We start from the raw sequence: 14,120 nt of genomic DNA, 5'->3' as shown, positions 1-14,120 counted from the left end.
AAAGTTTGAAATCTCAATACTTGAGTTAAAATCACTAAAGTTTTATAAAAATTTTTCATAAACTATTGACAAGATTTTAAATTTTGCATATAATCTTAGCACTCAAACACATTGAGTGCCAATTTTAGAAAATCACAAATCAAAGAAAGGACTGAAATGAAATTTCAACCACTTGGCAAGCGCGTTCTAATAGAGCGCGAGGAGGAAACAAAAAAGACCGCTTCGGGCATCATCATCCCCGACAATGCTTCAAAAGAGAAGCCTTCGACCGGCAAAATCGTAGCCGTCGGCAGCGAATGCGAGGGCGTCAAAAATGGCGATACCGTAGCGTTTGCAAAATACGCAGGCAGCGAGATTAGCTTAGACGATAAGAAATACCTTATCTTAAATTTAGAAGATGTTTTAGGCATAATTAAATAAAAAGGATTGAAAATGGCAAAAGAGATTATTTTTTCAGACGACGCAAGAAACAGACTATACGCGGGCGTGAGAAAGCTAAACGACGCTGTAAAAGTTACGATGGGACCTCGTGGTCGCAATGTCTTAATCCAAAAGAGCTTCGGCGCTCCTGCGATCACAAAAGACGGCGTAACCGTCGCTAAAGAGATTGAGCTAAAAGATACGCTAGAGAATATGGGCGCTTCTTTGGTGCGCGAAGTAGCGAGCAAAACCAACGATCAAGCAGGCGACGGCACTACTACAGCAACCGTGCTAGCTCACGCGATCTTTAAAGAAGGTCTACGCAACGTAACTGCGGGCGCAAATCCTATCGAGGTTAAACGCGGTATGGATAAATTTAGCGCTGCGGTTATCGAGGAGCTAAAAAAATCCTCTAAAAAAGTAAGTGGCAAAAAAGAGATCGCTCAGGTTGCTACGATCTCTGCCAATAACGACAGCGCGGTGGGCGATCTGATCGCAGACGCTATGGAAAGAGTAGGCAAGGACGGCGTTATAACCGTCGAAGAGGCAAAATCGATCAACGATGAGTTAAACGTAGTCGAGGGAATGCAGTTTGACCGCGGCTATCTAAGCCCATATTTCATTACAAATGCCGAGAAAATGCTAGTCGAGCTAAGCTCGCCGCTAGTGCTTCTATTTGACAAAAAAATTACAAATTTAAAAGACCTATTACCAGTTTTGGAGCAGGTTCAAAAAAGCGGCAAACCGCTTCTAATCATCGCCGAGGATATCGAGGGCGAGGCGCTTGCGACTTTGGTCGTAAATAAACTTCGCGGCGTGCTAAACATCTCCGCGGTCAAAGCCCCTGGATTTGGCGATCGCAGAAAGGCGATGCTTGAAGATATTGCGATTTTAACAGGCGGTACCGTCATCAGCGAGGAGCTTGGCAGAACGCTAGAAAGTGCTTCTATGGCTGATCTTGGACAAGCCGAGCGCATCGTGATCGACAAAGATAACACCACTATCGTAGGCGGCGCGGGCAAGAAAAAAGATATCGACGCGCGCGTTTTGCAGATCAAAGCTCAAATCGCTGAGACTACGAGCGATTACGACAAAGAGAAGCTTCAAGAGCGCATGGCTAAGCTTAGCGGCGGCGTTGCGGTTATCAAGGTGGGCGCTGCGACCGAAACCGAGATGAAAGAGAAAAAAGACCGCGTGGACGACGCTTTAAACGCAACTAAAGCAGCCGTAGACGAGGGTATCGTAATCGGCGGCGGCGCTGCGCTAATCAGAGCGGGACTTAGCGTAAAGCTAGCTCTAAGCGGCGACGAGCTTATCGGCGCAGACATCGTTAAGCGCGCGCTTTTCGCTCCGCTTCGCCAGATCGCAGAGAATGCGGGATTTGACGCGGGTGTCGTAGCTAATAAGGTTGAGCAAGGCTCAGACAAAAAATTCGGCTTCAACGCCGCAAACGGCGAGTACGTCAATATGTTTGAGGCAGGTATCATCGATCCGGTCAAGGTCGAGCGTATTGCGCTTCAAAACGCGGTCTCTGTCGCAAGCTTGCTTCTAACGACCGAAGCGACCGTAAGCGAGATCAAAGAGGAGAAACCTGCAATGCCTCCAATGCCTGATATGGGCGGAATGGGTGGCATGGGCGGAATGATGTAGCCCTCATAGGAGCGTCATTCGGCGCTCCTATACGCCTTGCTGTGGCGCTGTGAGATTTTACAGCGCCGCGAAATGCTTTATGCGCGGCGATATTTTTGCCATACGCCGCCATAATGATATGTGCCGCGTTTTGGATATGTCTAAAGCGCGGTGATTTATTATTAATTTAACGATTAAGCGGTGTAATTTTTAGTCACCGCATGATCTGATAAATTTTGTATCTCACCGCAAATTTACAGTTTTGCCGCATTATCCTTTAAATTTAAAAACTTTATTTGAGCTTGCTTTTTTCCTTAAATTCTGACTTGCCACTCAAAATTTAAGCGCAGAATTCTAAAACTTTAAAATTTTTTAGCTCTCCTTCTTAAACACTTACAAGATAAAATTTTTTCGTGACGTCATATTTTTAGTGTGATAAAATTCTATTGCCAAACAGAATTCTAGCTGCGGAATTTTTAAAGCTTAGCCTTTATCCAGGTTTTTATTTGGCGATATGGCTTGGAATTAGAGCCGAAATTTCATAGCCTCACTCATTAAATTTAACGCGGCTTAATCTAAGCTTTGCTAAATTTCGCCTAAAATCCATTGAAAGGAAAACGATGAAAAATTTAGCTCGTATTTTTTTAATTGCGTTCATTTTGGCGAGTTTTTCTAGCGCTTTTGCCGCGCAGCAAAGCCACAAATCTAAAATTTCATCTCAAAATCTGCGAGCTAAAGATCATCCGAGTAAAAATACCTCGGCAAAATCTCCTGCCGAGCCGCTTGCTAAAAAACCTACAAATGCTAAAAGCCTTTCAAATTCCAAGCTCACAAAAAATACGCGTGCATCTAGGAATTCCGCTAAAAATTCCATGCGAAAAAATGCGAAAAATTTCACTGAAAATCCCGGGCAAAATTCCGCATCGCATCCTGTGAGAAATAAAGCACCTAGGCGCCCGGCTAATCAATCAAGCAGTCAGAATGAAGCTAGCAAGAGCCTAGTCGCTACGCTGATGCGTTTGCCAAAGACTCGTATTTATGAGGATGAGGTGCCAAACGCCCGCGATACGGAGCAAACTTACAGAGGCGCAGATATGCGGAGAAGCGTAAGCGCGCAAACTCACGGAGGCGCGGATGATCAGACCGGCAAAACCGTAGACGCACGAACTCGCAAATTAACGACGGCTCGAATTGCACAGCCGCGAGCTCGCTACGGCTATAGTGCAACTCGTTCTGGCGCTATGGGGCATACAGCTGCATCTCATTCGAGCGCCACGAAATATACGGCTCGTCAAAATGCCCGCGCGCCTTATCTTCCCACATCTGCTCGCTCTAGCCGTGCGATAGGGCGCTCTGGCGGTAGCGCGCTTGGTAAGATGTCGTCGCCAAAGCGGGGTAATGCGCTAGGACAAGGTGCTGCGATGCGTTATGATGAGCGTTGGGCGAAGCCCGCTCCACAGCCGTACGAGCCTGCGCCTGAGACCGAGAAAAAGCGCGGGCTAATATTTTCGTCGCAGTGGGGCCCTGCCGCGCCGAAAAGCAAGTGGCAGCAGCACGAAGCCCCGATGGATGACGCTTCGTCGCGCAATGAGTCGGTGATGGATATGCTGCAGGACAAGATGAGCAGGGTCAAGGTGAATATGGAGCTGGTGCGCTAGCCTAGGCGGCGCGCCGGCGCAATTTATATGCGTAGGCAGTTTAATTTCGCTGCCTCTGTAAGAACGGCGCTTGCATTGCAAAAATACGAACGGCTGACGTTTTTTCAGCTTTGCAGCCGCGCGAAACAATGCCCTACTGCTGCAATTAAAAATAAAATTTTCATATTTCATCTACGGGCTTTGAAATTTTACGGCTGCATGTCGCGCTGCTAGGATAAACCAGACTGCACTAGTTTTGCGCGAACGGGCACTGCGACGATACTGCGGATAAAATTTCGTCGAAATTTCAAGAGCTTAATTTCGTAATTTTACGTCGCAGGATTTCGCCCGCCTGCTAAATTTGCAGAATTTTGCTTGGCTGCGCGGTTTATTAAATTTCGCTTGCCATCAAATTTTGTAGAGTTTCGCTTGCTAGCGGAATTTTTAGAATTTTATTAGATGGCGGAATTTTATAGAACTCTATTTGCTCAAATTTCGCGGCGAAATCAGATTTTTTGTAAGCTAGAGAGCAAAATTTGGCGGGTGAAATTCTGTAGGCAAAATTCTAGCGGCAGTTGGCGAGCGCGAATTATTAAATTTTAACCCCATTTTGAATAAAATAGCGCAAAAAATTCTAAAGGCTTAAATTTGAAAAATCGCTATCCGACCCGCCAAATCTCCGTCGGCTCCGTCAAAATCGGCGGCGGCGCGCCCATCTCCGTGCAGTCGATGAGCTTTTCTAAAACGAAGGACGTGGAGGGCACGCTAGAGCAGATAAACCGCCTGTATTTCGCTGGCTGCGACATCGTGCGCTGCGCCGTGCTTGATAAGCAGGACGCGGACGCGCTCGCACGTATCAAAAAAAGCTCGCCGCTTCCCATCGTAGCGGATATCCATTTTAATTTTCGCTTAGCGCTGCAGGTTGCGGAGTTTGTCGATGCTATCCGCATCAATCCGGGCAATATCGGCGGCAAGGATCGCATCAAAGAGGTCGTGCGCGCGTGCAAAGCTCGCAGCTTGCCCATCCGCATCGGCGTAAATTTGGGCTCACTCGAGGAGCAGTTTGAGCAAAAATACGGCCGCAGCGTGGAGGCGATGGTGCAAAGCGCGCTGTATAACGCCGCGCTGCTGCAGGACGAGGACTTTAGCGATATCGCGATCTCGCTTAAGACTTCGGACGCGCCTAGTACGGTGGCTGCGTATCGCGCGCTGCGCCCGCTATGCGAGTATCCTTTTCATCTGGGCGTGACCGAGGCGGGGACGAAATTTCACGCGAGCATCAAAAGCGCGATCGCGCTGGGTGCGCTTCTGATGGAGGGGATCGGCGATACGATGCGCGTGAGCATCACGGGCGAGCTCGAGGAGGAGATCCGCGTCGCGCGCGCGATCCTACAGGACGCGGGCGTGCAGAAAAGCGGCGTTAATATCATCTCGTGCCCTACCTGCGGGCGTTTGCAAAGCGATCTGCTAAGCGCGATCAAAATCGTCGAAGAAAAAACCGCGCATATCAAAACGCCGCTAAATATCAGCGTCATGGGCTGCGTCGTAAATGCGATCGGCGAGGCGAAGGGCGCGGACGTGGCTATCGCGTTCGGCAACGGGCGCGGCATCGTGATGCGCCACGGCGAAGTGGTCGCCAAACTCGAGGAGAGCAAGCTCGTGGAGCGGTTTTTGCAAGAGGTCGAGGACGAGGTGCGGGCTCGCGAAGGCGCGTGAGGGCTGCGGCGCCTATCGGCTTAAATGTCGCTATGATTCGTGGCTTGGGTGGCTCGGTTTCGCGGTTTGGTATTTCGGCGCGCTCGGGCTAGTTGTAGTTTGCTCGGCGTTTTAAGGTGCTCTCGGGCTCATCGCGGTTTGCTCAGCTCATCGGTACAGCGCGTTTTGGCGTGAAATTTTAAAATTTCATCCTTAAGGCGGCGTTTTTAAATTTGAGCCTTTGAGAGTGCGGCTTATAATTTCGGTTTGGAATTTTAGCGCTGAAATTTCGTGTGAAATTTTTGAGTTTAAAATTGTAGCTTTGGAATTTCGTCTTGGAATTTCATTTTAAAATTTCAAACTCGCGATTTGGAGCGAAATTTTATAGAGTAGAATTTGCCGCGCGAAATTTTAAGCGGTAGAATTTATGCTGTCTATGAAATTTAGGCGCAGGCTCTATGCGCTCGCCAATTTTACTCGCAGATTTGCCTCGGTAGAATTCCGTGCCGCAAAGCGGAATCTTGACGAATGAGCTTCCGATACGCCGCGAAATTTCATACGGCTAGATTTCATCCTGCACCTAAATTTAAGGCGAGCGAAATTTTAAGAGTCAAAATTTCAAAGGGCGAAATTTAAAATTGACGGAATTTTAAAGGCGAAAATTCCGAGGATGAAATTTTAGATAGCAAAATTTAAAGCGGCCCAAATTATAAAATTTTGTCCGATAGAATTTTGCTGGTAGGCGATATTTTAATTCTATAAAATTTAAAATTATCGCGCCGCAGAGATTTGCGGAGGCGAGCCTGAAATTTTATAGAATTTAAATGCGAAACGAGGGGAAGCGATGGCAACGAAGCAGAATGTGCCTGCAAATTTATACGATCTGGATATGGAGCGCGCGATTTTAAGCTCGCTTTTGCAAAACGAGGACGCATACGGCGAGCTGAGCGAGATAATCTCGGTCGGCGATTTTTTCTACAAGCCGCACGCCGACATCTACGAGGCGATCGTCAAGTGCTCCTCGCACAACGAGCCTATCGCGCCGAGCTTCGTTAAAAAATGGCTAGCCGAACGCTACGACGATGGCGCATTTACCGAGGTCGTAGCCACCAGCGGCGTAGTCGATGCCCCAAAATACGCGCTCGAACTGCGCGAAAAATCGATCAAGCGCTCGCTAATCAAGGTCGCGCACGAGATCCCTTCGATGGTAAACGAAGCCGTGCGCAGCAAGGACACTGCCGATAAAATCAGCTCCAAAATTTACGAGCTCATAGACGAGGAGCGCCACGGCGGCATCAAAAAATCACACGAGATCATCGCTGACGTGGTAGAGGAGCTGAAACGCCAAAAGGCGCTCGCAGGCTCGGAGCTCGTGGGGCTAGATACGGGCTTTCGCTTCCTAAACGACTGTACGAAGGGGTTGAAACCGGGTGAGCTCATCATTATCGCCGCCCGCCCCGGCATGGGCAAAACCGCCTTTGCGTTAAATTTGATGATGAAAACGCTGCAAAGCGGCAAAGGCGTCGTATTTTTCTCGCTCGAGATGCCCTCCGTGCAGCTGATGTATCGCATACTAAGCGCGCTTAGCTCGATCCCGCTAAGCGACATAATGAGCGCTAAGCTCAGCGACGACGATTGGACGCGCTTCAACGACGCTTGCGATGCGGTGCTGAATATGCCGCTTTTCGTCTATGACAGCGGCTACGTGAACATCCATCAAGTCCGCACCCAGCTGCGCAAGCTCAAATCCGCGGACGCTAACATAGAGCTTTGCGTGATCGATTACATCGGACTTATGACGAGCACGAGCAACTACTCCGAGCGCCACCTGCAAATCGCCGAAATTTCACGCGGGCTTAAGCTCTTAGCGCGCGAGCTAAATATCCCGATAATCGCGCTGTCGCAGCTAAACCGCTCGCTTGAGGCGCGCTCGAACAAACGCCCGATGCTAAGCGATCTGCGCGAAAGCGGCGCGATCGAGCAGGACGCAGACATCATACTTTTCGTCTATCGCGACGAGGTTTATAAAGAGCAGATGGAGCGCGAGCGCATTTCGCGGCTGGAGGCCGAGGGCAAGGACGCGGGCGAGCCCGTATTTAGGCGCAACGACTATCAGGAAAAAGCCGAAATCATCGTCGGCAAAAACCGCTCGGGCGAGGCGGGCAGGACGATCGAGGTGGGTTTTCAGGGTAGATTTACCCGCTTCGTCGATACGAGCTTCGGCGGCGAACCCAGCGAGAGCGCGATCTTTAACGAAAATGACAATCTCGACTACGTCTCGCAGCTACAAGATCAGGGCTTTGAGGAGCCTGCTACGCCGCGCCTTGATACGACACAGCAGGGTGCAGTGCAGAATTTACAGCAAAATTTAACGCAGAATTTTAATGAAGCTCAAAATAGCGGCGTAAGCTTAAACACAAGCTTCGCTAGCGCCCGAAATTCCAGAGTAAATATCGATTTTGATGAGATGCCTAGCTTCGGTCAAAGCGGTGAGCAGGACGGCGAGGAGATAGACGGCGAGTCTAAGCTTAGCGCAGAACAGGACTTGGCAGAGGTGCGTCGCGCGGCACAGGACGCACCGCAAAAGCAAGAATTTCAGGGGCAAAATTTAGATGATGCAAGAGCTGGCGGCGTCTCGCCCGAAACAGAGGGCGTGCATAAAAATTTAGCGGACACTCTGCAAGGCGTAAAAGACACATCGCGGGGCGCAAAAGACGCGCGGCAAGGCGCAGAGAAGGTAGCGGGCGCGTCGCGAGGAGCGGAGAGTGCGCAGCGAGAGGATGCTACGTATTTTGAAAGAGATGATGAGCCTCCTTTTGAGCCGCAAGAGGATGAGGCGAAATTTAAACCCGCACCGCCTCTAAATATCGAAGAGATGGGCATTCCAAAGATCAATGAGGCAAACAGGCTCGATGACGACGACGCGCCGCTGGATCTGTGAAATAGCGCTTAGGCTAGCGCTGATCGTTAGCGTTTTTTGCTTCGCGCTTTACGCGCAGGATTTGGACGACGCGAGCTTTTGCGCGTTGGCGGCGTTTTGGGCTTACGCGCTATTTCGGGTGCTATTTAGCTTTTTTTACGAGGCGAGGCAGCGCGCCAATGCGGCGCTATTTCGCAGCGGCGGGACTTTGATTAAAATTTTTAGAGGCAGGCTGATAAGCGGAGTTTTAGCCTTCGCGGGCGCGATCCTTTTAAGCGCTACTTTGGCGCTAGGTCTAGCCGATCTGCGCGGTGCGGCGCTTTTCGTGACGCTAGCGGCGCTGCCAGCGGGGCTTGCTCTGATGCGTTTGGCGGTACTTAAGCTCAGCCTAAAAGAGATTAAAAATCCTAGAATTTTATCGCTCAAACTTAGTATTTTGCTGCTTGCAATGCTCGCCGTAGCGGTAAATTTCGCCATAAATTTGGCCTATTTGCGGCTCGCGGACGCAGCGTATGCCGCCGCGCACTCTTTAAATTCTGCGATAAATTTTACTCCGCTTGCCCGCACCGCTTCATCCGCCGAAGACTTCGTGAGGAATAACGCTTCCGCACCCGTCGGAAATTTAGCAGCAGATAATACCTCTAAATCCGCTAAAAATTTCGCTGTGAACAACGCCGCCATAGTTGTCGGAAATTCCGAGACGGATAATACCGTCAAGTACGTGCCGAACGCCGCCAAAAAACCTACTGCTTCGACCGCAAATTTTAAAGCGGGCTCCGTCAGGGCGGTGTACGCCTCGGCTGAAAATTCAAAGGCAAATACCGCTGCCGCACCGCAAATCAACGCTAAAAATTTTACGACTAGCCCCGCCGCAGCGCAAAATTTAACCCAAAATCCCGCCGCACCGAGTATGGCTGCCGACAGTCCTGCTGAAAAATCCGCGACCAGCCCCGCATCGGTAGCTGAAATTTTTGAAATTTTAAAATCTACCGCGCCGCAAGTACACTTCAAATCCGCTCTGCTAAATGAAATTTACGCTTTGAAATTTTACAAAAACGCGCTGTTCGAGCTGGCGCTGTCGCAGAGCCCTAGCGCGCTAAAAATCGCTCTTTTGTTTCTGATCTGCGCGGGAGATTTCCTCTTTTACTGCGCGATCTTGCATCTTTGCGCCTTCGTGCTTTTTATGCCGCGGGCTGCGCCCAAAATAGGGCACTTTAGCGGCACGATCTTCGCGCTTGCCTACGTCACGCTGTGTTTGATCTGCGCCGCGCAGACGCGCACGGCAGGCGGCGGCTCGGAGAGCGTGCATCCTAAAAGCGCGGTCGAGACGAGCGTGCAGATCGTGCTGCAAAGCGGCGAGCGGCTGATCTTAAGCGCTCGCGAGGCGGATGCGCTAAGAGGCGAGCTAAACGCCACGCGCTTCGCCGCAGAAGCAAACGCCGCATCCGCGCTGAATAGCTACATCGACGCCGTTTACGACGAGGGCGCGAGGCTTAGTGCGCAGAAAATGGCGGATTTCAATTACTCGTTTCTGAGCGATTATCTGGTGCTGTGGCACGGCGTGTGGGACGATGATGCGGGGGCGTATCTGAATGAGAAATTTGCGCTCTTCGTAAGCGAAAGCTTTCCGAAGGATTTCGGCGAGAATATCGCTAAAATCGCTGCGGCAAACGTCAAAAATTATGAGAGCTCGCTAAATTTTACGCTCAAAAAATACGGCGCGAAAATCGATCTCAACGTCACGCAGAGCTTCAGCCTAAAAAGCAAGGCGTATCGCGCGAGCGGGACGGGGCTAGGGGTGCTGGGCGGCGTGCTGGGTGCAAAGCTGATAAGCAAGAGCCTTGCTAAAACTGCGGCCAAGACGGGCGCGAAGACCCTTACTAAGGTGGGCGCCAGCGCGACTAGCGGTAGTGCGGGGCTCGTGTGCGGCCCGGGCGCGGTGGTGTGCGTGCCTGCGTTTGCCGTGGCTACGTGGTTTGGGCTGGATTTTGCGTTTGCTAAGGGCGACGAGGCGCTGAACCGAGAGGAGTTTGAAGCTGCGATCGTGCGCGATATGATGGCGGCGAAAGAGGAGCTAAAGCGCGCGCTGGCGCAGGATTTCAACGCGACGATAGATGAAATTTCGAGTGAAATTTTAAATTTAGACGGGAAGTAGGGCGACGGATTATGCCCGCGTAACTTAGACCCGTTGCGAGCGAAATTTTACGGCGGATTATGGAGTTTTCGTGCGTAGCGGGCGGCGAAATTTTAAAATTTCATCCATGCGCACAGGCGGCGGGTGGGATTACGGCGCACTTATCGTGCCGCCGCGCTCCTTAAATTTAAGAGCCAGCTAAAAATTTTTAAATATAATCGCCGCTTAAAACAAGGAGCGATAATGAAAAAATTCTATCTTAAAATTTCGTTATTTGCGTTTATAGCGGTATTCGCGGCAATTCCCGCTGCGGCAAAGGTAAGTTTAGATGACTTCAAAACGCAAGAGGAAAAAGATTTAGCGATCTCTTGCGATGACGGCGATGGGAAATACAGCGCGTGTATGAAACTGGCTGAAATTTTAACCAAAAGATGCGATAATGAAGATTTTAGGAGCTGCGAGATTGCGGGAGAGTTTTATCGGCATTCGGACGATATAGGGACGCTATCGCGCCTTTAAACAAGGCTTGCGATGCAAATTTGATGTTGTCTTGCGTTTCGTTAATGACGACAGATATAGTAGCTACGGGAAATATCGATAGAGCGATAAGAAGCTTGGATAAAATTTGCGATGCCAAAATCGACGGCAGTGAGGAATATTGTAAATTTAAAAGCGAGCTTGAAATTTGCTTAAAAGATACGGAATGTAATCCGATAAAAAGAGGCAAAGAGCTTCTAAACTGGATCGTGGAGCAATGATATGAAAAGTTTGGTATTGATAGCGATGTTGGCATTCTCGTGTGCGTATGCGGGTTTTGGTTTTAAAGAAAAGGATTTAGCAAATTTATATTCGCTTTGCAATAAGGGTGATGGGAAATATAGTGCCTGCACGAAGCTAACGGATATATTATCAAAGCATTGTGATGGCGGCAATGCCGAAAAATGCGGAGAGCTCGGATATGTGCTATATGAGATAGGCAAGACCGAAGAGTCTATCGCACCATTAGAGAAAGCTTGCGATGCGGATTTAGCGTTTTATTGCTTTAAATTAGGATCTGATGAGCTTGGGCGCACAGATAATATAAATAGAGCGCATGCTAGTTTTTCAAAAGCTTGCGAGCTTGGCATTGAAGATGAAAAACTTCTACAAGTATCTTGCATGGCCGAAGATAAATTAAAAGAGTGTTTAAGCAATAGTGAATGTAATCCATTAAAAGCGATAGAAAGTATTTACTACACGGCTAAAAAAATATAATGCAAAATTAAAATTTTTAATTAAGGAGTAAAAGATGGCAAATCCAAAGAAGGGCAAAGAGTGCTAATGAAAAAATTCTATCTTAAAATTTGGCTACTTGCATTTATAATGGCATTTGTATCGATCCCTGCTGCGGCACAATCGTCTTTAACAGGTTTAATAAAGTTAGAAGATTTGAGGAGCGAAGAGCAAAGAGCGCTTTTGAAATCCTGCGATTACGGTGACGGAAAATATAGTTCGTGCAATAAACTCGTTGAAATTTTATCTAAAGAGTGCGATGGCGGTGATATGCGCTCATGTGCTATACAGAGTGATCTTTTACGATCATTACGCCGAATAGAGGAAGCTACGAAATATCTGATTAAGCTGTGTGATGCTAATAGTACATATCACTGTTTTATATTGGGTACGCTAGATATATATGTAAACGGTAATATGCAAGCAGCAATTAAAAGTCTTGAAAAAGTTTGTAATAGCGATCTTAAAGATAGAGATATAGTTTGCAAAAATATCGAGGAACTAAAAGCCTGCCTAAAAGATAAAGAGTGTAACCCTATAAAAAAAGGTAAAATTATTTTTGAAGGTGTCGAAAGGAAATTATATGGGGAAAATTAATTTTGCATTTTGTTCCATGATATTTTTAGCTTCTATCGCAATAGCGGATAAGCCTACGGCTGAAGAGGAGAATCTTTATAACGAATGCGATAAAGGAAACGGCAAATATAGCTCGTGTACTAAACTAATAGAAATTTTATCTAAAAAATGTGATAGCGGAGATATGATCGGATGCTCGGATCTTGGTTATATATTAGGTCCTAAGCTTGGTATGCGTGAAGCTTCTATCACTCCTTATGAAAAATCTTGCAAGGCGGGTATCGCGGAGTCTTGTTTTGCTCTTGGAACACAAGACATAGGTTTAAGAGGCAACATTGAAAAGGCTGTTATAAATTACACTACGGCTTGTGAAAAATTTACCGATCAGAAAAAACTATTTAAACTAAGATCTTGCGCGTTAAAGGTAGCTTTAGAAAACTGCTTACGAGATGAGGAGGAACACGATCCCGTAAAGTGTGCGCTAGAAGCATTTAAAGAAATAACTGATAAATACAACGCAAATTCAATTAAGGAGTAAAAGATGGCAAATCCAAAGAGTGGCAAAGAGTAATAATTAAAGAATTCTATCCCGTAATTTTGGCTCCTTTAATAACGCAAGCTGCGGTAGAGCGTAATCAAAGCGTAGCCGTTAGCAAAGAGATAAAATTTACGTTGTTTTCTGATTTAAATTTATATCGTTTAGAGCGTCTGAAATGAAAGCGCTATGTCTAACTCGCAATAAAACAAGCGTGCAAATGGGTGCTTGATATGAGTGAGAAGGAGGAAGAGCAAATTTTATATTTAAGGCGGTATTTGCAGCTGGGCTGCAAAGACGGCAATGCGCAAATGTGCAAGGATTTAGGAAAAATAGGGAATTAGGGCAGAATTTTAAATACTAAATTGCCCCTCTTGCAAGCTCTTAAAATTTGGGCTTTAAAATTTAATCTTAATTGGGCTATAATCTTAGAATTAATATTCAAAAAGGAGTTTTTTATGCAAACACAAAATAATTTTATAAACCGCGAGCTAAGCTGGCTGCGCTTCAATACCCGCGTGCTGGAACAATGTAAAAAGGATATCCCGCTAATTGAAAAATTAAAATTTCTAGCGATTTACAGCACGAATTTAGACGAATTTTATATGATCCGCGTGGCGGGCTTGAAGCAGCTTTTTACCGCCGGCGTTATAACCAGCGGAGATGACGAGATGACGCCTCTTGAGCAGCTACGCGCGATCCGCTCCTATCTAAGAAACGAACAAACCGAGCTTGAGCAGCAGTATTTCGGCATACAAAAGGAGCTTTGCAAAAACGGGCTTTTTATCAAAAGCTACGACGAGCTGCAGCCCGAGCTAAAGCCCGCAGCGGACGAGTTTTTCTTCTCGCAGATAATGCCCGTCATCGTCCCGATCGCAGTCGATGCGACCCATCCATTCCCGCATTTAAATAATCTCAGCTTCTCCCTTGCGGTCAAGCTCTGCGATGAGGGCGCGCCCGAGTCGGTGCATTTTGGGATGATTAGAATTCCGCGCGTGATTCCGCGCTTCGTGCAGGTGGCGCAAAACACCTACGTGCCGATCGGCACTATCGTAAAGCGCCACGCGGAGGAGATTTTCCCGGGCTACAAGCTCATCAGCTCCGCAGCTTTCCGCGTCACGCGAAACGCCGACATCGTGATCGAGGAGGAGGAAGCCGATGATTTTATGATGATCTTAGAAGCGGGGCTTAAGCTGCGCCGCAAAGGGGCTTTCGTGCGGCTTCAGATCGAAAAAGACGCCGATGCTGAACTGCTGGAATTTTTAAATTCCCATCTTAAAATTTTTTACAAAGATATATATG

General features: G+C 47.9%; 11 protein-coding genes and 1 pseudogene. All 12 read left to right on the top strand.

Annotation, left to right across the window (positions count from 1 at the left end; all coding sequences use genetic code 11):
• The first annotated feature begins 156 nt into the window (after window positions 1-156).
• Window positions 157-420 (top strand): co-chaperone GroES, encoded by a 264-nt coding sequence (gene groES, locus Q0274_RS02320; protein WP_005871710.1) that lies wholly within the window; start codon window positions 157-159, stop codon window positions 418-420.
• Between the two features lie 12 nt (window positions 421-432).
• Complete coding sequence (groL, locus tag Q0274_RS02315) at window positions 433-2,070, top strand: chaperonin GroEL (protein WP_298027383.1); 1,638 nt, start codon at window positions 433-435, stop codon at window positions 2,068-2,070.
• A 599-nt stretch (window positions 2,071-2,669) separates the two neighbouring features.
• Window positions 2,670-3,707 carry a hypothetical protein gene (locus Q0274_RS02310; protein WP_298027382.1) on the top strand — a complete coding sequence of 346 codons (1,038 nt, stop codon included), beginning with the start codon at window positions 2,670-2,672 and terminating at the stop codon, window positions 3,705-3,707.
• Window positions 3,708-4,334: 627 nt separating this feature from the next.
• The gene (gene ispG / locus Q0274_RS02305; RefSeq protein WP_297962846.1) at window positions 4,335-5,402 is read left to right on the top strand and encodes a flavodoxin-dependent (E)-4-hydroxy-3-methylbut-2-enyl-diphosphate synthase; all 1,068 of its coding nucleotides are present in this window, start codon (window positions 4,335-4,337) and stop codon (window positions 5,400-5,402) included.
• An 823-nt stretch (window positions 5,403-6,225) separates the two neighbouring features.
• Entirely contained in the window at window positions 6,226-8,322 is a 2,097-nt protein-coding gene (locus Q0274_RS02300; protein WP_298027380.1) for a replicative DNA helicase, read from the top strand.
• Window positions 8,294-10,456 (top strand): hypothetical protein, encoded by a 2,163-nt coding sequence (locus Q0274_RS02295; RefSeq protein WP_298027378.1) that lies wholly within the window; start codon window positions 8,294-8,296, stop codon window positions 10,454-10,456. Before Q0274_RS02300 ends, Q0274_RS02295 begins: the two co-directional genes overlap by 29 nt.
• A gap of 222 nt (window positions 10,457-10,678) precedes the next feature.
• A complete protein-coding gene (locus tag Q0274_RS02290) occupies window positions 10,679-10,954 on the top strand; it encodes a hypothetical protein (protein WP_298027377.1) in 276 nt (91 codons plus the stop codon).
• Window positions 10,955-10,998: 44 nt separating this feature from the next.
• A complete protein-coding gene (locus Q0274_RS02285; protein ID WP_298027375.1) occupies window positions 10,999-11,193 on the top strand; it encodes a hypothetical protein in 195 nt (64 codons plus the stop codon).
• Between the two features lies 1 nt (window position 11,194).
• Window positions 11,195-11,689, top strand: coding sequence for a hypothetical protein (locus Q0274_RS02280; RefSeq protein ID WP_298027373.1), 495 nt, complete (start codon window positions 11,195-11,197; stop codon window positions 11,687-11,689).
• 66 nt (window positions 11,690-11,755) lie between these two features.
• The gene (locus Q0274_RS02275; RefSeq protein ID WP_298027372.1) at window positions 11,756-12,304 is read left to right on the top strand and encodes a hypothetical protein; all 549 of its coding nucleotides are present in this window, start codon (window positions 11,756-11,758) and stop codon (window positions 12,302-12,304) included.
• A complete protein-coding gene (locus Q0274_RS02270; protein WP_298027370.1) occupies window positions 12,291-12,821 on the top strand; it encodes a hypothetical protein in 531 nt (176 codons plus the stop codon). The genes Q0274_RS02275 and Q0274_RS02270 overlap by 14 nt, the downstream gene beginning before the upstream one ends.
• 455 nt (window positions 12,822-13,276) lie before the next feature.
• Window positions 13,277-14,120: pseudogene (locus tag Q0274_RS02265) on the top strand (RNA degradosome polyphosphate kinase); the annotation flags it as partial.

Source organism: uncultured Campylobacter sp., assembly GCF_937973075.1.
Classification (GTDB): Bacteria; Campylobacterota; Campylobacteria; order Campylobacterales; family Campylobacteraceae; genus Campylobacter_B.
The sequence above is the reverse complement of the archived record's forward strand: the minus strand, read 5'-3'. Positions and strand labels throughout refer to the sequence as shown.